Origin of the sequence: Hymenobacter lucidus (assembly GCF_020447265.1) — a bacterium.
GTDB classification, from domain to species: Bacteria; Bacteroidota; Bacteroidia; order Cytophagales; family Hymenobacteraceae; genus Hymenobacter; species Hymenobacter lucidus.
Genome location: NZ_JAJADR010000002.1, coordinates 1 through 22,616, shown reverse-complemented (window position 1 = coordinate 22,616; position 22,616 = coordinate 1). Strand labels below are relative to the sequence as shown.

General features: G+C 58.0%; 5 protein-coding genes and 2 pseudogenes. All 7 read left to right on the top strand.

Annotated elements, in window-relative coordinates:
• Positions 1-61 precede the first annotated feature (61 nt).
• Complete coding sequence (locus LGH74_RS06915; protein ID WP_226173806.1) at positions 62-2,101, top strand: AMP-binding protein; 2,040 nt, start codon at positions 62-64, stop codon at positions 2,099-2,101.
• On the top strand, positions 2,098-8,688 hold the full coding sequence (locus LGH74_RS06910) for a non-ribosomal peptide synthetase (protein ID WP_226173804.1): 6,591 nt from the start codon (positions 2,098-2,100) through the stop codon (positions 8,686-8,688). Before LGH74_RS06915 ends, LGH74_RS06910 begins: the two co-directional genes overlap by 4 nt.
• 26 nt (positions 8,689-8,714) lie before the next feature.
• A pseudogene (locus LGH74_RS25195) lies at positions 8,715-14,348 on the top strand (amino acid adenylation domain-containing protein); the annotation flags it as partial.
• Positions 14,349-14,690: 342 nt separating this feature from the next.
• Positions 14,691-15,725: pseudogene (locus LGH74_RS25190) on the top strand (amino acid adenylation domain-containing protein); the annotation flags it as partial.
• Complete coding sequence (locus LGH74_RS25185) at positions 15,699-17,489, top strand: condensation domain-containing protein (protein ID WP_431357445.1); 1,791 nt, start codon at positions 15,699-15,701, stop codon at positions 17,487-17,489. The pseudogene LGH74_RS25190 and the gene LGH74_RS25185, both read left to right, overlap by 27 nt.
• 202 nt (positions 17,490-17,691) lie before the next feature.
• The gene (locus tag LGH74_RS06900; RefSeq protein WP_226173800.1) at positions 17,692-18,657 is read left to right on the top strand and encodes a TauD/TfdA family dioxygenase; all 966 of its coding nucleotides are present in this window, start codon (positions 17,692-17,694) and stop codon (positions 18,655-18,657) included.
• Between the two features lie 6 nt (positions 18,658-18,663).
• Positions 18,664-22,616: non-ribosomal peptide synthetase (locus LGH74_RS06895; protein ID WP_226173798.1), on the top strand; the 3,953-nt coding region annotated here is incomplete at its 3' end.

The following is a 22,616-nucleotide window of genomic DNA, read 5'->3' as shown; positions in this document are numbered from 1 at the left end:
TTACCTGCTGGTATGCAGCAGTAGCTCTTGGCAGGCCGGATATCTATATTAAGTAACCATTATGAAACTAGAGTGGAATATAATTAACTGCTTAGCAACACATTCAATTGATTTTCCGGACAAGCCAGCTTTCGTCTTTCTAGAAGATGGAGAGGGGCAGGAAAGGGTTGTTAGCTTCTCCCAGCTATTTACCCGGGTTCAGCAGCTCGGTTCCGACTTACTCAACCGGCACCCGCAAGGAAAAAGAGCCCTGCTGGTTTACCAGGATGCGGTTGAATTCACGGTTTCTTTCCTGGCCTGCCAGTATGCGGGCGTTACTGCTGTGCCTGTATTTCTGGCAAAAGGCAGCAAGCAGCTGGCCCGCTTTACAAACCTGATGCAGGACGCGCAAGCCAGTGCAATTCTGACGGGCGCGCAACTGGAAGCCCAGATCAGACAGGGCCTGCCGGAATTTATCAACGCCCAGGCCATCGTGCTCATTACTACCGATTCCGTGGTTGCGTCAACGATTCAGCCGCCGGTGCCCGCGGGCGAGGCCGGTGCTGTAGCCTTTCTGCAATATACTTCGGGCTCGACTGGTAAGCCCAAAGGCGTGGTGGTGACCAGTGCAAATCTGATGCACAACCAACTGCTAATTAAAAACACGTTTGGGTGTGATGAGCAGTCGGTGATTTTTTCCTGGCTGCCGTTTCACCACGATATGGGCCTAATCGGCAATATTCTGCACACCATTTATGTGGGGTGCACTTGCGTGTTGATGTCGCCCTACCATTTTATCCAAATGCCGTTGCGCTGGCTCAAAGGCATTGCCAAATACAAGGCTACGCACAGTGGCGGGCCTAATTTTGCCTACGACCATTGCGTCAGCAAAATTCCTCCGGAAGAAATAGCCCGCCTCGACCTCTCATCCTGGAAAGTAGCTTACAACGGGGCCGAACCGGTACGAGTAGACACTATTCAACGCTTCTGCTCCACTTTTGCTGCGGCCGGGTTTAGCAGCGCGGCTTTTTATCCGTGCTACGGGCTGGCCGAAGCTACTCTGCTCGTAGCCGGTAGTAAAGCCACTCAGGAACCGGAGCCGTTATTTATAAAGAAGGAAAAAAACGGTATCCTGCTCGCTGATAAAAACGACTTGTCGGCCAAAGCCGTGGTCAGCTCCGGGCAGGTAGCCGAGGGAATGGCCCTGCGAGTTCTAGCCCTGAATACCGGGCGGGAATGTGGGGAGCTGGAAGAGGGCGAAATCTGTATTGCCGGCGACAGTGTTAGCAGCGGCTACTGGGCCAAAAATAACGCAGAATACTTTGTGGACGTGCAGGGTCAGCGGTTTTTGCGCACCGGCGACTTAGGCTTTCTGTACCAAGGGCAGCTGTATGTGCACGGCCGGCTAAAGGAAATGCTCATCTTCCGCGGCGAGAATTTATATCCGTATGATATCGAGCAAAGCGTGGCGCAAAGTCATCCGGCACTCGAAAATAACGGAGTATCCGTTTTCGCCTATTCCCCGGCGGCCGGCGCCGAGGATGAAGTGGTAATTGTGGCCGAAGTCAGGCGCACATCCATGCCGGGGCTGGATGGCGCTGCCGTTATTGCCGCCATCGAAAAGGCCGTGAGCGGCACCTTTGGCATTCAGGCCTACGATATCGTGCTGACCACGGTGCTGGGTATTCCCCGTACTACCAGCGGCAAGCTGCAGCGGGTGCGGTGCCAGGATATCTACCGCCAGCAGGGCTTTCAGGTACTTGAGTCGAAGCGGGGGCTGGCCAAAAGCCGGGTGGAGCAGGAGCCCGATATGGTGCTGCGCCAGGCCGTGCTGGAGAATGGTAATTACGCCACAATTAAAAGCTACCTGCTGGATTTAATTGCTGCCAAAACTGGCACGCCCCAGGTCACTAGCTCGGGCGACGATTTGGAGCTGACCGAAATGGGCATTGACTCGGTACGCGCAATGGAGCTGCTAAATACCATCAGCCGCGACCTGAGCATTAATATGGATGCGTCGAAAGTATTTCAGGATAATACATTATTAGGATTGGTAACAGCCATAGAAAGCATGCTGTGGCTGAAAAGTGGACAAAATTCCGGAAAGAGCCTTATTATATGAGTAGCCTAGAAATTATAACCGAGCTAAAGAAAAACCAGGTTGTGCCGCGCTTGGAAGGCGACCAACTGCGGCTGGTGGGCGAGACAAAAAACCTGACCCAGGAATTCATTGAGCGCATAAAAGCCGGCAAAAATGAGCTGATTGCTTTTCTGAAAAACTCGATGGATTCCGTGGCGTTTGCGCCTATTCTGGGCGTTGAGAAGCAGCCGCATTACCCAGCCTCCAACGCCCAGCGGCGGCTGTGGGTACTCAGTCAGTTTGAGGGTGGCACGGCGGCCTATAATATCGTCACCAGCCTGCATCTGAAAGGCACCGTTATTCGGGAAAATCTGAACCGCGCTTTTCAGGCCTGCGTGCAGCGGCACGAGAGTTTGCGCACGGTATTTCGGGAGGTAGATGGGGAGCTGCGGCAGGTAATTCTCGACGAGCTGCCCTTTGCACTTGAATACGAGGATTTGTCGGAGTCCTCCGACGTAAAAGCCTACCTCGAATCGGAGGCGGAGCTGGCCGCCAATTGGGTTTTCGACCTGGAAAAGGGCCCGCTCATTCGGGTAAAGCTGCTGCGGCTGCCAGCGCAGGCCGGCTACGCCCTGATCTTCGCGGTGCATCACATTATTAGCGACGGTTGGTCGATTGGGCTGATGGTAGCAGAGGTGCTGCGTTATTATGCGGAGCTCGGCAAAAATAACGGGCCGGTGCCGGTTGCTGCCCCGTTGCGCATTCAGTACAAAGACTACACGCAGTGGCTGTTGCAGCGTATTAATGGTGCGCGCGGCACCGAGGCCCATAGCTTCTGGAAAAGCCAGTTTCAGACCAGCCCGGCGCCCCTGAATTTGCCGGCCGACTACGCCCGGCCCGCCATAAAAACCTTCGATGGCGGCCTGTCCAAGTTTTATCCGGCGCCGGCGCAGTACGACCAGATCCTGGCTTTTTGCAAGCAAAACCAGGTTACGCCCTTCGCGTTCTTTCGCTCGGCGCTGCACATTCTGCTGTTCAAATTATCGGGTCAGAAAGACACCGTTATTGGTACGCCGGTGTCGGGGCGCAACCATTTCGACCTTGAAAATCAGGTTGGCCTCTACGTCAATACCCTGCCGTTACGGGCCGAGCTGAGTGGCGAATATTCTTTCCTGGAGTTTCTGCAAAAAGTGTCGGAGCATTCCGTGCGGTCCTTCGAATTTCAGGATTATCCCTTCGATAAAATCATCGAGGATCAGGACATCCGGCGGGATACGGGGCGCAGTCCGCTGTTCGATGTGATGATGGTGCTGCAGAGCGCCTCCACCGGCTACGGCAGCATCGATTCCAACAAGCAGATAGGGTTCGAAATAGGTTTGCTCGATACGTATCTGTATTCGGCCGGCCAGAGCAGTGAGGAGCGCCGGCCATCCAAATTTGACTTGACGTTTAATTTCGACTTCGAGCCGGGCGGCAAGTTTTACCTGGAAATTGAGTACTCGGCCAAGCTGTTCAGCAAGGCGCGAATAGCCCGGTTTTTCGAGGCCTACACCCATATTATTTCGCAGGTTCTCGCTGCGCCCGAGCAGCCGCTAAGCGCCATTGAGCTGGCCACAACGGCCGAAAAGCACCGGATTTTAACGGCCTTTAACCAACCGATTGGGGAAATAACGGAAGCCAGCATTCAGGAATTATTGGCCGAGTCGTTTGTGCACTATGCGCAGCACCCGGCTATTCTGACCAAGGACACTACGATATCATACGCGCAGCTGGCCCGCCGCTCCGACCAGATTGCGGCTTACCTGTCGTCTATTTTAACGGGCAGCAGCACGCGCTTTGTGGGGCTGTTGATGGGTCGCTCGGAGTGGATTATCAGCAGCATCCTGGGCATCATGAAGGCCGGCGCGGCTTATGTCCCAATTGATACCAAATACCCGGCTTCACGGGTGGAATATATTATTACCGATGCCCAACTGCCCCTGTTGATTGTAGATGAAACCGGGCTGGACATGGTGCCCGAAGGCTATACCGGTCGTATCATCCACCTCGAAGAACTGCGGCAGCTGCCCAAAACCACCGCTACTGCTGCCCCTTCCGGCGAGGATCTGCGGGAGCAAACGGCCTATTTGATTTACACGTCCGGCTCGACGGGTAAACCCAAAGGCGTAGAAATATGCCACCGCAACACCATTGCCTTTCTGAAATGGGCGGCCGAGGAATTTGCGCACACACCGTTCGACGTGCTGTATGCCGCCACGTCCTACTGCTTCGATCTGTCGGTGTTCGAGTTCTTCTTTCCGCTGCTGCAGGGCAAGACCATCCGCCTGCTGGACTCGGCTCTGGAAATCCCTGAGTTTGTGGACCAGGACGAGAAAATCCTGCTCAATACGGTACCGTCGGTTGTGCGCAACCTGCTCGACCAGAAAATCAGCTGGCGCAACGTAGTGGCCCTCAACATGGCGGGGGAGCCGATTCCGAAACGAATCAAAACCGAGCTGGACTTTGCCCGCATCGAAACCCGCAACCTGTACGGCCCCACCGAGGATACGACCTACAGCACCATTTACCGCTTCGAAGCCGACGATTATCCGTTCATCCCGATAGGCCGGGCCGTGGGCTACACGCAGCTTTACATTCTGGATGAATACCGCAACCTGGTGCCGGAAGGCGTGGAGGGCGAAATATACCTGAGCGGACTTTCCGTGGCCAAAGGCTACTTCAACAAGCCTGAGCTGACCGCCGAGCGGTTTCTGGCCAACCCGTGGGTGCCCGGTCTGACGATGTACCGCACCGGCGACGTGGGCAAGTGGCTGCCCGATGGCATGGTGGAGTTTATTGGGCGCAAAGACGACCAGGTGAAAGTGCGCGGCTACCGCATCGAACTGGGCGAAATTCAGTATCAGTTGGAGCTGCACCCGCAGGTGGCTACGGCCGTGGTAATGGTGCGCGAAATGGCCGGTGAGCATCAGATTGTGGCCTACTGGATGGGCGACGACAGCCTGAGCAGCGCGGCCCTGAAAGAGTATCTGGGTAGTCGGCTGCCGGCCTACATGGTGCCGGCCTACTGGGTAGCCCTGGACGAAATTCCGCTGAACAGCAATGGCAAAGTAGACAAAGCCCAGCTGCCCGACCCCATAGCCGGCCTAGTGGAGGCCAGCAGCATCGTGCCGCCCGCCAACGAGGAGCAACGCCGCCTGCTGGCCATCTGGCAGGAAGTGCTGCACGCGCCCACGTTGGGTATCACCCAGAACTTCTTCGAAATGGGCGGCGACAGTCTGAAAGCTACCCGGCTTCGGTCTTTGATTTTGAGGGAATTCGGCAAAAAGCTGACCCTCAACGAAGTGTTTACGTCCCTGACTATCGAGGCGCAGGCGGGCATCATTGCCGCCAAAGCGCCGGCCGCCACTGCCGTAATTCAGCTGGCGGAAGCTCGGCCCTATTACCCGATTTCCTTCTCCCAGGAGAGGCTGTGGGTGCTGACCGGGTTTGAGGAAGCTTCTACGGCCTACCATATGCCCGCCGCTTTCCGGGTGCGGGGCCAACTGGATTTGCTCAAGCTCGAACAAGCATTCCGGCAGGTAATAGCGCGCCACGAAAGTCTGCGCACCGTTTTCGACGAGCGCGAGGGCCAGCCGGTGCAGGTAATTCTGCCCGCGGCGGCGTCTGCGTTTTCGATTGAGGAAATCCGGCTTGACCGGGCCATGACACCAAAGGAGGAAGAAGCGTTTCTGCACGGCAAATGGCAGCAGAGCTTCGACCTTGCCAAAGGCCCGCTGCTCAGCTGCTTCCTGCTCACTACCCGCAGCGGGCAGCTGCTCTCGTTCCACATGCACCACCTGATCAGCGACGGATGGTCGGTGGTGGTGCTGTACAAGCATGTGGTGGCAGCTTATCAGAACCTAGTGACGGGTGGAAATGGCGCACTGCCGCCCCTAGAGCTGCAATACAAGGATTATGCGGTGTGGCAGCGCGGCCAGCTCACCGGTGAGCGGCTCGGTGAATACAGTGCCTTCTGGCAAAATGCCTTTGCTGATGCGGTACCCACCTTGGAGCTGCCCACCGATTTTCACCGGCCGGAGCTCAAAACCTACCAGGGCTCGGTGCATTCGTTCCAATTTTCGCCCGCTGCTTCCCGCAGCATCCGGCAGGTGGCGGCCCAGGCCGGCGTCACGCTGTTCACGACCCTGATGACGGGGGTGAAAGTGCTGCTGAAAAAATACGCCAACCAAAACGACATCGTGGTAGGTACGCCTGTGGCGGGCCGCGAGCAGCACCAGCTGCAGGACCAGATTGGCTTTTACGTCAACACGCTGCCCATCCGGACCCAGCTGGCCGGCGAAGCCAGCTTCGAGGTCCTGCTGCGGCAGGAAAGGGAGGCTATTCTGCAGGCATTTGAGTTCCAAGCGTATCCTTTCGAGTTGCTGGTCGAAAGCCTGGGCCTGAAGCGGAATCTGTCCCGCTCACCGCTGTTCGACGTGATGGTGGTGCTGCAGAATATCGACGAGCGGCCCCACAGCAGCAAGTGGCAGGTGCTGCCCGGTCTGCAGTTCGAGCCGCTGCCGCTGCCCAGCGGCACGGCTAAATACGATCTGACCTTTACGTTCGAAGAAACCCCGGCAGGCTTGGCGCTCGGAGTAGAATACAACACCAGCCTGTTCCGGAAAGACACGGTAGAGCGCCTGACGGCCCACCTCAGCCGACTGTTTGCGCAGGTGGCCGCCCAGCCGGCCATTGCCGTGAAGGACATCAGCCTGCTCGATGCCGGCGAGGTGGCGCTGCTGGCCTCCAAGGCCGACCAGACCCAGGTGCGCTACGACCAGACTGCTACCATCGTGAGCCTCTTCGCCCGGGCCGTGCAGGCCTACCCCGACCGCACGGCCCTGGTGGTCGGCGAGCAGCAGCTCAGCTTCCGCGACCTGGATATGCGTAGCGGACAATTGGCTCGCCAACTGGTGCAGGAGCACGGCGTACAGCCCCAGGACCTCGTGGTACTGCATTTCAGCCGCAGCGAATGGATGATAGTGGCTATTCTGGCGGTGCTGAAGGCCGGCGCCGCCTACGTGCCCGTCGACCCCGACTATCCGGCGGCCCGCATCAACTACATCCTCGAAGACAGTGCCAGCCGCCTTGTATTGCATGACACCGAGCCCCGGGCCGACGTGCGGGAGCAATGGGCCGATAGAGTGTTCATCGACGTTACCTCGCTCGACTATTCCGGCGCAGCGTATTGCGCCGCTGTGCAGCCCCACGACCTGGCCTACGTGATTTACACGTCGGGCACCACCGGCCTGCCCAAGGGCGTGCTGATCGAGCACGAAAACGTGACGCGGCTGCTTTTCAACGAGCAGGATCTGTTCGATTTCACGCCCGACGACCGGTGGTCACTGTTTCATTCCTACTGTTTCGACTTTTCCGTCTGGGAAATGTACGGGGCTCTGCTCAAGGCGGGTACGGTAGTGATGGTGCCCAAGGAAATAGCCCAGGACAGCACGGCTTTCTACGACTTTCTGCATCAGCAGCGCATCACGGTACTGAATCAGACGCCCACGGCCTTCCGCAGCCTGGTACAAACGAACCAGGCCCGGCTAACCCAGCTGCCACTGCCGGTGCGTTACCTCATCTTCGGGGGCGAGGCACTGATGCCGGCCATTCTGCGCGAATGGCACCAGGCTTTCCCGGCCTGCCGCATTGTCAACATGTACGGCATCACCGAAACGACTGTGCACGTGACCTACAAGGAAATTACGCTGGAGGAAATAGATGCCAACCGCAGCAACGTGGGGCTGCCGATTCCGACCTTGAGCTGCTACATTCTGGATCAGGACCTGCAGCAGGTGCCGGTGGGCGTTATCGGGGAGCTGTGCGTGGGTGGAGCCGGCGTGGCCCGGGGCTACCTCAACAAGCCCGAGCTAACCGAGCAGCGCTTTATCAACAACCCCTCGGGTCCCGGCAAACTCTACCGCTCGGGCGATTACGCCCGCATTCTGCCCTCCGGCGACATCGAGTACATCGGCCGCAAGGATGACCAGGTCAAGATTCGGGGGCACCGTATTGAGTTGGCCGAAGTCGAAAAAACCATTGCCAGCCAGCCGGGCGTAACCGACGCGGTGGTGCTGCCCACCAAAAACTCGGGCGGGGAAGTGGAGCTGGCCGCCTATTTCATTCACGACGACGACACAAATCCGACCCGGCTGCGGCAGCAGTTGAAGGAGTTGCTGCCGGCCTATATGGTGCCCGCTTTCTTGATTGCTGTGCCGGCTTTCCCGCTCAACTCAAATGGCAAGCTGGACAAAACGGCGCTGCCAAAGCCCGAAGAAGCCGCCCAAAGCCTGGCCGAGCCCGTGCCGTACCGCAATGACATCGACCAGCAGATCATCACGATTTGGGAAGAGGTGCTGGAGCGCAACAACATCGGTATTCAGGATAATTTCTTTGACTTAGGCGGCCATAGCCTGAAAGCAACCCGCGTCATTTCCCGCATCCACGAGGTGTACGGCGTGAAAATCGACCTGAAAAACCTGTTCATTGATCCAACTATCGAGCACCTCTCCAACTATGTTGAAATGGTGAAGTGGATGGAAGCCGGGAGTGAAGTGGTGGTCGAGGGTGAAGACGAAATAATCCTATAGTTAGCAAGCTGTACCAGATATAAAGCATGAAAGACGTATTAGATATTCTATCGAATTGCCGCCAGAAAGGCATTAGCATTGCCCTCGACGATTCTGGGGAAAATATCAAGCTGAGCGGCAACGTGAAAACCCTCGGCCTGGCGGAGCGCGACCAGCTGCGGCAGCATAAGGAAGATATTATCAGCCTGTTGAAAAAGTCGCTGGAGGCCGCTTACGCCGGTATTCCGGCCGTACCGACTCAGGAATTCTACCCGCTGTCGGCGGCCCAGCTGCGCCTGTGGGTTATCAGCCAGTTTCAGGAAGGCAACGTGGCCTACAACATTCCGGGCGCCTATGTATTCGAAGGCAATGTAGACGAGGCCAGCCTGCAGGCGGCTTTCCAGACGCTGGTGGCGCGCCACGAAATTCTGCGGACAGTTTTCCGGGAAGACGAAAACGGGGATATCCGGCAGAGCGTGCTGTCGGCCGAAGAAACCGGCTTCAGCATTACGCGCCGCGACCTGCGCGCGGCCCCGTCCCAAACCGTGGCGTTGAACCAGGCCGTGCAGCAGGATTGCCTCACGCCCTTTGATTTGGCGGCCGGTCCGCTGCTGCGCGTTACGCTCTATCAGCTCGAAGATCATAAGTGGCTGCTGACCTATGTACTGCACCACATTATCTGCGACGGGTGGTCGATGAACGTCATCCTGCAGGAGTTGTTGACCCTCTACTACGCCCATACCCGGGGTGAGCAAAACCCGCTGCCTGCGCTGGGCATTCACTACAAAGAATACGCGGCCTGGCAACAGCAGCAACTTGGCGCGCCAGGCATGCAGGAGCACCGCGCCTACTGGCTGCAGCAGTTCGAAGGCAGCCTGCCGCTGCTGGAGCTGCCCACCGACCGGCCTCGTCCGGTGCTGAAAACGTACCAGGGCGGTGCGGTAACGACCCCGCTCGGGGCCGCCATTATCGAGCCGCTGAAAAAAGTATGTGAGCAGGAGGGAAGCACCCTATTTATGGGGCTGCTGGCCGGCGTCAAGGCCCTGCTCTACCGCTATACCAACCAGCGGGATATTATCGTCGGAATTCCCATTGCTGGCCGCCAGCATGCCGATCTGGAACAACAGATTGGCTTGTACGTCAATACCTTGGCGCTGCGTACCCGGTTCGAAGCCGAGGATGGTTTCCGGCAGTTGGTACGGCAGGTGAAGCACATAACCCTGGGTGCCTACGAGCACCAGGATTTTCCCTTCGATGAGCTCGTAGAAGGCCTGCAGCTACCCCGCAACGGGAGTCGCAATGCCTTGTTCGACGTGATGGTGGTGCTGCAGGACAACGAAGGGCAGGGAGCTGAACGGACGGTGGACGAGTTGACTATCCGGGGCTACGACAAGCTGGAAGACCACACCAGCAAGTTTGACCTCACCTTCAACTTCGTGGAGCAAGAGGGAGAGCTGCACCTGCGCGTAGAGTACAACACCGATCTGTATGACCACGCCACGGCCATCCGTATCGGTGAGCATTTCAAGCAACTGCTCCAGACTGCCATAGCCGCGCCGGAGCAGCCGGTGCTGGAGCTGGACTACCTAAGTGAGCAGGAAAAGCAGACGCTGCTGGTCGATTTCAACGCTACTGCCACGGCCTATCCGAAGCACCAAACCATTACCGAGCTCTTCGAGGAGCAGGCCGCCCACCACCCAACACAAGTGGCGCTGGTGTATCAGGATCAGCAGCTGACTTACCAGCAGGTGGAGGAGCAGGCCAATCAGCTGGCGCACTACCTGCGTACCGAATACGCGCTGAAACCCAATGCCCTGGTGGGCCTGCGGCTGGAGCGAAGCGCGTGGTGGGCAATTGCCACGCTGGGTATTCTCAAAGCCGGTGCCGCCTACGTGCCCATCGATGCTGACTATCCGGCGGAGCGCGTTGAGTATATGCTGGCCGACAGCGGCTGCGCCCTCGTGCTGGATGAGGCCGAGCTAACCCGCTTCCTGCAGCGGCAGACTGCGTATCCGGTGCAGCCGCCGGCACCGCAGCACCAGGCTACCGACCTAGCGTATGTGATGTACACTTCCGGCTCCACGGGCCGGCCCAAAGGCGTGCTCGTCGAGCACCGGAATGTGGTGCGGCTGGTAAAAGATACCAACTACATTACCTTCGGCCCCAACGACCAGCTGCTGCAAACCGGCTCGTTGTCGTTCGATGCCACCACGTTCGAGCTGTGGGGTATGCTGCTCAACGGTGGCACCCTGCATCTGCTGCCCCAGGAGCAGCTCCTGGACCCCGCTCAGCTGAAGCAGTACCTTGTGGAGCAGCGCATCACTATGGCGTGGTTTACCGCTTCCTGGTTCAACCAGCTCGTCGATATTGACCCTGCCATCTTCAGCCAGCTCAACTATGCGTTGGTAGGCGGCGACAAACTTTCCCCCAAGCACATCAATGCCGTGCGGGCTGCTTACCCAGGTCTGCGCATCATCAACGGCTACGGCCCCACTGAAAATACCACCTTCTCGCTCTGCTACCCCATCGACGAAACCTGGGAGCAGGCTATTCCCATCGGCAAGCCTATTGCCAACAGCACGGCCTACGTACTCGATAGTCGCCGGCAGCTCGTTGGTATCGGCGTGCCGGGCGAAGTGTACGTGGGCGGTGCCGGCGTGGCGCGTGGCTACCTGAACCAGGCCGCGCTTACGGCGGAGCGCTTCGTGGCCGACGCCTTCAGCGACGAAGCCGGCGCCCGGCTCTACCGCACCGGCGACCTGGGCCGCTGGCTGCCTACGGGTAATATGGAATTTCTGGGCCGTAAAGACGAGCAAGTAAAGCTGCGCGGCTACCGTATCGAGCTGGGTGAAATAGAAAACGTGCTGCAAAGCCACCCGCAGATAGATTCGGCGGTAGTGCTGGTGAAAACGGTGGCAGGCGAGCAGAGCCTGTGGGCCTATGTGGTCAGTCACCAGGAGCTTGCTCTGGAGCCGCTGCGAGCCTACCTAAGCGAACAGCTGCCGGCCTACATGCTGCCCCAGGCCTACGTGCAGCTGCCGGCCCTACCTCTGACGTCGAACGGGAAAGTAGACCGCCAACAGTTGCTCCAGCTGCCGGGCGAAGTGCTGGCCGCCGGGGTAGTCTACCAGGCGCCGCGCAACGCAGTAGAAGCCGCGCTGGCCGAAATCTGGGCCGAAATACTGGGCAAGGAGCAAATCGGCGTAAAGGACAACTTCTTCGACCTGGGCGGGCACAGCCTCAAGGCCATGCGCCTCATCAACCAGGTGCGTCAGCATTTCGCCGTCAAGCTCGACCTGAAGAAAATCTTCACCCACGCCGTGCTGGAGCAGCAGGCCTTACTCATTAGCGCCGCCGACCAGGCTACGTACACCAGCATTCAGCCGGCCCCGGCCAAGGAGTACTACGCGCTGTCGTCGGCCCAGAAGCGGGTGTATTTCCTGCAGGAGCTGGCCCCCGAAAGCACCAGCTACAACATGCCGCTGGTAACCTACCTGGGCCGCACCGTCGACAAGAAAAAGCTGGTCTCGGCCCTCACGCAGCTCATCGAGCGGCACGACAGCCTACGTACTTCCTTCATCAAGGTGCAGGGCGTAGCCAGCCAGCGGGTGCATGCCCAGGTGCCTTTTGTGCTGGATGAGCACGAGTGCGCCCCCGAGGAGCTGGAGGCCTATCTGCAAGCCTACCTGCGGGCTTTCGACCTGACGCAGGCGCCACTGCTGCGCTCCTCGCTGATTAACATACAGGGCCTGGGCTACGCCTGGGTGGTCGATATTCACCACATCATTTCCGACGGTACTTCGCAGGAAGTCTTGATCAGTGACTTCTTTCAGCTCTATCAGGGCCAGCAGCTGCCGCCGCTGCCGCTGCAATACCGTGACTTTTCCGAATGGCAGAACGAGCAGCTGGAAAGCGGCCAGTTTGAGGCTCAGAAGGAGTATTGGCTTTCCGAATTCGCCGGTAGCCTGCCCAAGCTCAACTTCCCGTCGGACCGGGCCCGGCCCGCGCACTTCAGCTTCGAAGGCTCCAGCTACCAGTTTTTGCTGGGCCCCGAGCTGACGCAGCAGGTGCGGCGCTTTGGCCAGCAGCACCAGGGTACGCTCCAAATGAGCTTGCTGGCGGCCCTGAACGTGGTGCTACACCTCTATACCGGCCAGGAAGACCTCGTGGTGGGCTGCGGTATTGCCGGCCGCCGCCACCCCGACCTGGACCGTATCGTGGGTATGTTCGTCAATACCCTGGCCATCCGCAACCAGCCGATGGGCAGCAAAACGTTTGTTGATTTCTACCGGGAAGTGGCTTCCCAGTGTTTGGTGGCCTACGATAATCAGGATATCCAGTTCGAAAACCTGGTCGACTGGCTCAAGGTGGAGCGCGACCCGGCCCGCAACCCGGTTTTCGACGTATCGATGGTGGTGCAGAACTTTGCCACCTCCACCGCCGACAAATCCATCCTGCTGGCCGGCAACGAGTTCGAGAGCGTGCAGGCCGACATCCTCTCGCGCTGGAAGGGCCCCGAAACGGCCAAGTTCGACATGACCTGGTTTGTGACCGAGCAGCAGGATGATATTGCCATCAACCTGGAATACTACTCGGCCATTTACGATCTGGCCACTATCCAGCGGCTGGTTGAGCATTTCAAGACCGTATTGCAGCAGGCCCTCAGCCAGCCCGCTACGCTGCTGTCGGCTATTAAAATGGTAAGCGCCGACGAGGAGCAGCAGCTTTTGCAGCGCTACGTTACGGCACCGGCCTCGTTCCAAGGCTCCGCTGCTACGCTCCACGACGTTTTCGCCGAGCAAAGCCGGCTGTATCCGGATCAGGTGGCGGCCGTCGATGAAAGTGGCTCCTTCACGTATCGGCAGCTCAACGAGCGGTCCGACCAACTGGCCAATTTCCTCACCGAGAGTCTCCATCTGGCCCCGGAAAGTCGCGTAGGTGTGCTACAGTCCCGCAACGCCGATTTGCTCGTGTCCATTCTGGGTATTCTCAAAGCCGGCGGTGCCTACGTGCCCCTCGACAGCAACTACCCCGAAGAGCGGCTGCTATTTATGCTCGAAGATGCCGGCATTGAGGTGCTGCTCACCGAGAAAGACCAGATTGAGTTTGCCAACCGGCTGCAGTGGCGGCTAACCCCACTCAAATCGTTGATCTGCATCGACTCGGCCGACCTCTACAACGAACGGGGGCTGCTGCGCAACGACCTGATGCGCAAAGACCTGTGGGACCATGTGGGCACCACCGCCACCGATGCTATTTCGGGCGGCGGCTGGATGAGCTCCTACACCGGCGCCTACCTGAGTGAGGAGGAAATGCAGGAATACAGCGAAAATGCATTCCTCAAGCTCAAGCCCCACCTGCACGCCGGCATGAAAGTGCTGGAAATTGGGTGCGCCTCGGGCCTCACTATGTTCCAAATTGCGCCCCACGTGGGCGCCTACCACGGCACCGATCTGTCGTCGTCCATTTTGGCCAATACCCAGCAGGAGGTCGATGCGAAAGGCTACCGCCACATTACCCTGTCGTGCCTGCCGGCCCACGAAATAGATCAGCTCGACGACAGCGGCTTCGATCTGGTCATCATCAACAGCGTAATTCAGAGCTTCGACGGACACAACTACCTGCGTCGGGTGCTGACCAAGGTCATCGACAAGATGAACCCCACCGGATTGCTTTTCCTGGGCGACATCATGGACGAAGACCGGCGCCTGGACCTCATCAGCAGCCTCACCGAGTTTGCCCGGGAGCACGCCGCCGAGGGCTACCGCACCAAAACCGACCTGTCGGCCGAGCTGTTCGTTTCCCGGGCTTACCTCGATGACCTGATTGCCGACCAGATCGGCATTGCCGCCATCAGCTACACCGATAAGATTTACACGATTGCCAACGAGCTAACCGATTTCCGCTACGATGCCCTCATGCGCATCGACCGGAATCAGACCTCGGGCAACCTCGTCAAGCACAAGCAGCAGTTTGACCTGGGCCATATCCGGCGCTACGCCGGCACGCTGGCCCCAACTCTTGTCGAGTCCACTAGCCTGGCCTACATTATCTACACTTCGGGCTCCACAGGTAAGCCCAAAGGCGTCATGATTGAGCATCGCAACATCGTTTCGTTCCTGGGCAGCTGCCGGGCGCGGTTCCTGCACGGGCAAACCATCAGTTTGCCCGCGGTGGCCTCCTACGCCTTCGATATTTCCCTGTTTCAGCTGTTTTTCCCGTGTCTCTCCGGCGGCACCGTGCTGCTGCTGCCCGATGCGTCGGTGAAAGATATTCCGGCGCTGGCTGAGCAGCTCAAGGGTGTCAATTCCTTCGACTCAGTGCCGGCCCTGGCTTCGCAGGTCGTAAACCACATCCGCACGACCAGCTCCGCCGGCGACTACCTGGCCCTGACGGACCTGTTTATCGGCGGCGACGCGGTGCCCACCCATGTGCTGGAAGGCATGCGCGAGTTGTTTCCCAACGCCCGTATCAACGTGATGTATGGCCCCACCGAAACTTCGGTTTTCGTCTCCATCATGCAGTATTCGAAGGATGAGCACTCGTTCCGGGGTACGGTCATTGGCACGCCCAACCAGAATGCGGCCATCTATATCACCAACGAGCAGCAGCACCTGTTGCCGGTGGGCGTTATCGGCGAAATCTGCATTGGCGGGGCTGGCGTGGCCCGTGGCTACCTCAACCAGCCGGCCCTGACAGCCGAAAAGTTTGTGGCCGATCCGTTCCGGGCAGGCGAGCGGCTCTACCGCACCGGCGACCTGGGCCGCTGGCTGGCTAATGGCACCGTGGAGTTTATGGGGCGCAAAGATGACCAGGTCAAAATCCGGGGCTACCGCATTGAGCTCGGGGAAATCGAAAATGCCATCCGCCGCTACCCGGCCGTGCAGGCGGCCGCCGTGCTGGCCAAAATCAACCGCAGCGGCGACAATGAGCTGGTGGCGTACCTGGTAAGCAGCGCGCCCATTACCACCTCCGACATTCGCACTCACCTGGGCAAAACCCTGCCGACCTACATGGTGCCCAGCCAGTTTGTGTCGCTCGACCATCTGCCCCTAACCGTAAACGGGAAGGTAGACCGCAAAAAGCTGCCCGATCCGGAAGGGCTGGGGCTGGAAAGCGGCGTAACGTACGTGGCGCCCCGCAACGAAACCGAGGAGAAGCTACAGCTGATTTGGCAAGAGCTACTGGGCAAGGAAAGCATTGGGATGAAGGATAATTTCTTCGACCTGGGCGGGCACAGCCTCAAGGCCACCCGCCTCAGCAGCCAGGTGCATAAGGTGTTTGAAGCCAAGGTGGAGCTAAAAGACTTGTTTGCCAATCCTATTCTGGAAGATCAGGCGCAGCTGATTCGCCGGGCGGCTACGGCGGCTTTCAGCGTTATTCCGCAAGCCGGGCCGCAGCCCAGCTACCAGCTGTCCTCGTCGCAGTACCGCCTCTGGATTACGTCGCAGCTCGAAGAAGGCAGCGGTACCTACAATATGCCGGCCGCCTACGTGTTTGAAGGTTCTCTCAATCAGGATGCCCTGGAACGCTCGCTCCAGACTTTGTTGGAGCGTCACGAAATCCTGCGCACGGTATTCCGGGAAGACGAGGATGGCGACGTCCGGCAGTTTATCAACCCGATTGATGCCCACGGCTTCTGCCTGACCTACCCCGACCTGCGTGGGGCCGACGAAACGGAAATAACGGAGCTGGTGCAGGCTGAATTTCAGCAGCCCTTTGATCTGGAAGCTGGCCCGCTGCTGCGCGGTAGCCTGGTGCAGATAGAAGAGCAGATGTGGGTCTTCGTGTACGTGATGCACCATATCATCAGCGACGGCTGGTCGATGGAGGTCCTGATTCGGGAGCTGCTGCAGCTCTACGGCGCCTACGCCCAAAATCAACCGGCCCAGCTGCCCACGCTGCGCATTCAGTACAAGGATTTTGCCGCCTGGCAGCAGCAGCAGTTGCAGGCAGCCGATGTTCAAACGCACCGCGCCTACTGGCTGGAGCAGTTCGAAGGGCCGTTGCCCGTAGCACAGCTCCCCACCGATAAGCCCCGCCCCGAGTACAAGTCTTACGAAGGTGCCACAATAGAAAAGGTGCTACCCGCCGAGCTGAGCAAAGGATTTAAAGCCGTGAGCCGCGAGCAGGGTGCTACCTTGTTTATGGGCCTGCTGGCTGCTGTCAATACGTTGCTCTTTCATTACAATCGTCAGGAAGATAGCATCATCGGCAGCCCCATTGCCGGCCGGCAGCACCCCGAGCTGGAAAACCAGATTGGCTTTTATCTAAATATGCTGCCCCTGCGAACCAGATTCAGCGGAGAAAATAGCTTCCGGGAGCTGTTGGAAAACATAAAAGTCGTAACATTGGGGGCCTATGAGCATCAGGCGTATCCTTTCAACGAACTGGTAGGGGAGCTAAACCTGCGCCGGGACCTGAGTCGAAACGTATTGATGGACGTGACGGTCGTACTACAGAATACGGCCGATGGCCCGGTGGAAGCGCCGGACAACTTAGTTGGATTAAAAATTACGGGCTACGAAAAAAGTCAGAGCCTGACAAGTGAATTTGATATATCTTTCGACTTCGAAGAGGCCGATGATACGATCAAGGCAAAAATTATCTATAATACCGCATTATTTAAGCATACCACTATCCTTCGCTTAGCTGACCATCTGGAATATCTGCTGGCAGCTATCGTTACTAATCCTGCTATGACTATTACACAACTTGGGCACTTAGCCTACACGCAAGCTAATTTACTGTCGCCACCCCCCAGCACGCTCGTCTATTCTGCCCCTTCCGAGGAAGAATTGATTAACGACCTGGACCTGTAGGTTCGGTCGGCACTCCCTGTTTCTTATTGGTCGTCACAACCATTTTGCTACCGTTGGTCGGCTTGCTGCCGCCCGGCTGCGCTATTCTGTAACAAAACCACGGTGCTTTTTGCACTAAGCCTGGAAAAGGCACCGTGGAGTATTTTATTCCGGGCCATGTCCCTGGCTTCACTATAGGAGTCATTTTTAAAAATATAAATATATGTATATACTTGAATTGAGCCTGGAGGAGAACGAGCAGCTAGATGCTCTGCTGCGCATGCTGATGGAGAAGTACAGCTTGCCCTGTGAAGAAGCCTTCCTGCTACGGGTGCGTGCCTACGCCGCCCAGTTGCCCCAGCGCATTCTGCATAGTCTGAGTGAATTCAAATATCGGGAAAATCATAATGGAACCTTGGTGCTCCGCGGTTTTCATATCGACGATTCCGGCATCGGGGAAACGCCAGCCGCGACCAGCAAGGAAATCGACGAGGGCTCGGCTCGGCGCGAAGGTTTCATGCTGATGCTGCTGATTTCGCAGATCGGGGATGCCTTCGGCTGGAGCTGCCAGCGCGACGGGGCCCTGATCAACAATATTCTCCCGCTTAAATCGCACGAGAAGGAACAGCTCAGCACGGGCAGCATGATTGACCTCGACTGGCACACGGAAGAGGCCTTTCACCCGTTCCGGGCCGATTATCTGGCCTTAATGTGCCTGCGCAATATCGAACAGATTCCCACCGTCATCGGCTCGATACAGGATATCAACCTGGATGAGGAAACGAAGAAGCTCCTGTTTGAGCCGCGTTACCTGTTTCAGATGGATAAGAATTTCGAGAACGAGCATCTGAAAAGCACGCTGCCGCAATCGGTGCTATTCGGGGATGCCACCGCACCGTACGTCAAGATAGACCCTTCGTTTATGCAGGCCGTGCCGGGCGATGAGCAGGCCGGGGAAGCGTTGCGCCAAATCACGCTGGAGTTCAAAAAATCCCTCTATGAACTGGTGCTGCAGCAGGGCGACGTGGTCTTTTTGGATAATTACCGGGTAGTGCACGGCCGCAAAGCCTTTCCGCCGCGCTTCGATGGCACCGACCGGTGGCTGAAACGGGTGAATATCACGTCCGACCTCCGCAAATCACGCGTGCTGCGCCAGCACCACGGTTCCCGAGTGATTGTAATAAACTAAGCCAGTATGTCCAGGATTGAATTCGGTGCCGTGAATTATTGGGTAGACTATCTCCAGGATGCCAAAGCGCTCCGTCTGCCAAGCGTGGCCGAGCCGGCTGCTGCCGAGCTACGCACGGTGAGCCTGCCCGTGGGGCCCGCCGATATGGCGGCCATCCGGAAAATAGCCGGCGACAAAGATCTGAACGTGCTCAAGCTTTTTCTGAGCGGGCTGGCCACGGTACTCTGGAAATACTCCTATCAGGATGAGCTGCTGGTGGCATTGCCGCCGCTGGCCTTGCCCGGCACTGACGTTGCGCAGAGCGGCACGCTCTATTGCCGGCTGCACCTGAACGGAGAAACTCTAACCCACGAGCTGCTCGGCCAAGTGCACGAAGCGCTGAATGCGGCCCACAAAAACCGGCAGTATGACGAAGCGGCTCTACAACGGGAGTACGCGCGCCGCAATGGCAGCTTAGCTCCATTGCAAGGCGTTGGCTTTACCTATTCGCGACTACACGAGCCAGGCCCTTGGTTGGCGGAGCAAGAGCTGCTTTTTGAGGTAGTAGAGGAAGCGGAAACCTTCGTGAGAATAAGCTGCCGGGCTACTGCCTATCCGACGGCCATGCTCCAGGATATGGCAGAAAGCTTGCTTCAGGTGGTAGCGGGTATTGCGCAGAATAAGAACAAAACCCTGGCGGCCTGTGATAGTATTCCGCCGCATAAAGTAACAACGTGGAGTGCGCGGTTTGAGAATAATACGCGCAGCTACCCGCAGGATGTAACGGTAATAGACCTGTTTGGGCAGGCGGTAGCGCATGAGCCGCAAAAAGCCGCGCTGGTGTATGGCGAAACCGTGCTGACGTATGCGGAGCTGGCGGCGCAATCCGAAAAAATAGCGGCGCTGGTAACCGCTGAAACCGGTGGCACCGGGGCCTTGGTGGGCGTGCTGATGGACCGCTCGGCGCTGCTGGTAGCTACCATTACAGGTATTCTGCGGGCCGGGGCTGCCTATGTGCCCATCGACAAGGAGTATCCGGCGGAGCGCGTGCGGGATATTGTGGCCGATGCAAATCTGACCCTCATCTTGACCGATGGAAATGATTCGGCTATTGACCTGCCCGGCTGCCGGCTGGTAAACCCGGCCACGGCCGAGTTGCCCACGAGCCAGCTTGAGCTTGCCCGGCCGCGGCCCTCAGACCTGGCCTACGTCATCTACTCGTCTGGTACTACCGGCAAGCCCAAGGGTATTATGATTGAGCACGCGGCCATCATGAACCTGCTGTTCTGGTACAATGAGCGGTATACTATTACCGCCGATACCCGCATTGTGCAGCTCACAAAGAGCGTAATCGACATTGCTTTCCAGGAAATTTACTCGGCCCTCATAAATGGCCTCACGCTGTATATCCCGCTCAAGGAAGAAAGCCAGGATAAAGACACTTTCCTGGCCTACCTGCGCAAATACCAGATCAATTTTATTCAGGTAATACCGGACGTCCTCGCCGAGTATTTTCTGGACACTCCCAAGCTTGATTTCCTGGAGTACCTGCTCTGCGGCGGCGACCGGCTGACCGAGCCGCTGAAGGACGCCATTGTGGCCAAGGGCTACACGTTGTTCAACGTGTATGGGCAAACCGAAACAGCCATCGATACGGTCGGCGCGGTGTGCCAGGCCGGTACGGCTACCCGCTTCGATGAATTTGTGCCCAACTACGATCTGCTGATTGTGGACGAGTATGGCATGCTGTGCCCCGATTTTCTGACGGGTGAAATCTGCACGGGCGGTATCGGGCTGGCCCGTGGCTACCTCAACCAGCCTGCTCTGACGGCCGATAAGTTTGTGGCGCACCCGTTGAAACCCGGGCAGCGCATCTACCGCACCGGCGACCGGGCCCGCCGTCTGCCCGATGGCAGTATTGAGCTGATGGGCCGACAGGATAACCAATTGAAAATAAGAGGCCAGCGCGTTGAGCTTAGCGAAATTGAATTTGTGCTGCACGAGCATGCGCACGTAGCCGATGCAGTGCTGAAAATCAGCGAATCGGGGGACGAGAAGCAGATTCACGCTTTCTTGGTGGCCAATTCTGCCAGCCAGGAAGCCGGCAGCAGTGCCGGGGAGTTTGTGGCCGCCATTCACAGCTACCTGCTGGGCAAGCTGCCTTCTTACATGATTCCGGCCCGATATCATGTGCTGGGCAAGCTGCCGCTGACGGCGAATGGCAAAGTCGATAAAAAGAAGCTCTCGACCTCCGACAGCGGCTGGACGCCCGGAGCCCAGGAATACGTAGGGCCGCGCAACGAGACGGAGGCTACCCTTATCGAACTGTGGCAACAATTGCTGGGCCGCGAAAGAATAGGTGTGAAGGATAACTTCTTCGACCTGGGCGGGCACAGCCTCAAGGCCATGCGCCTGATCAGTCAGATCCGCAAAGCCTTTGAGGTGAAGGTGGAACTCAAAAAGCTCTTCACTTTTCCGGTACTGGAAGATCAGGCCCGCATGATCAGTGACACGGTGCAAAGTGCCTACAAAAGTTTATTGCCCGCCCCTGTGCAGCCCAGCTACCCGCTTTCTTCCTCGCAGCAGCGCGTGTGGGTGCTCAGCCAGTTTGAGCAGGGCAATGCGGCGCACAACATGCCGGGCGTGTACCTGTTCGAAGAATTCGACCTGCCGGCGCTGGAACAGTCTTTCCGCACGCTGCTGGAGCGCCACGAGATTCTGCGAACTGTATTTCGCGAGAATGAGCAGGCCGAAATCCGGCAGTATGTTCTGCCCGCCGCCGAAGCCGGATTCCAGGTAACGTACCAGGATTTGCGCCAGGAAAATGAGTCCGGCGAGTACCTGAAAAGCCTGGTGCAGGAAGTGGCCACCCGCCCTTTCGACCTCGTAACAGGCCCGTTGATTCGGGCCGCCGTGTATCAGATTGCCGATGCGCAGTGGGTGCTGGTTTTCGTGATGCACCACATTATTAGCGACGGCTGGTCGATGGAAATTCTGACCACTGAGCTCAAGCAGGTGTTTCAGGCCAATCTGCGGGGCGAGTCGGTGCAGCTGGCGCCGTTGCCTATTCAGTACAAAGACTACGCAGTGTGGCAGCGCGAACTGCTGAGTCAGGGCGCTTTTGAGCCGCACAAAGCCTACTGGCTCGGGCAGATGCAAGGCGAGCTGCCTACTCTGGAGCTGCCCGCCAGCAAGCCCCGGCCCGCCGTGAAAACCTACAACGGCGCTATGCTCACCAAGCCGATCAGCGCCGCGACTACCCAAAAAATACGGGCGCTGGCGCAGCAGGAGGGAAGCACCCTGTTTATGGGCCTGTTGGCCGCCGTGAATGCCTTGCTGTACCGCTACACCAGCCAGGAAGACATCATCATCGGTACGCCTATTGCTGGCCGCGAGCACGCCGACCTGGAAAACCAGATTGGTTTTTACCTCAACACGCTGGCCCTGCGCAGCCGCTTCAGCGGCAATGATTCCTTCCGGAACCTTCTGGCGCAAACCCGGCAGATTACACTGGACGCCTACGAGCACCAGGCTTACCCGTTTGACGAGCTGATTGAAGCCCTGCAGCTGCCCCGTAACATGAGCCGAAGTGCCTTGTTCGACGTGATGCTGATTCTGCAGAACACCGAGCTGCATACCGCCGCGGCCCGACCCGACGACGTGAAAATCAGTGCCTATGCCGGCGGTGAGCACCAGTTCAGCAAGTTCGACCTGATCTTCAACTTCACCGAGGTTGGGGAAGCCCTGGAGGTAGGTATCGAATACAACCCGGATATTCTGGAAGCTCCGCTGGTGACCCAACTAGGAGACCACCTGGTGCAGCTCCTCGATGCCGTGCTACAGTCACCCGACCAGCCTATTGGCGAGGTAGCCTATCTGAGTGCGTTGGAGCAGGTGCAGCAGCTGGAGGCCTTCAACGCCACGGCCGCCGCCTACGATACGACCCAGACGCTGGTGGGTCTGTTCGAGGCCCAGGTGCA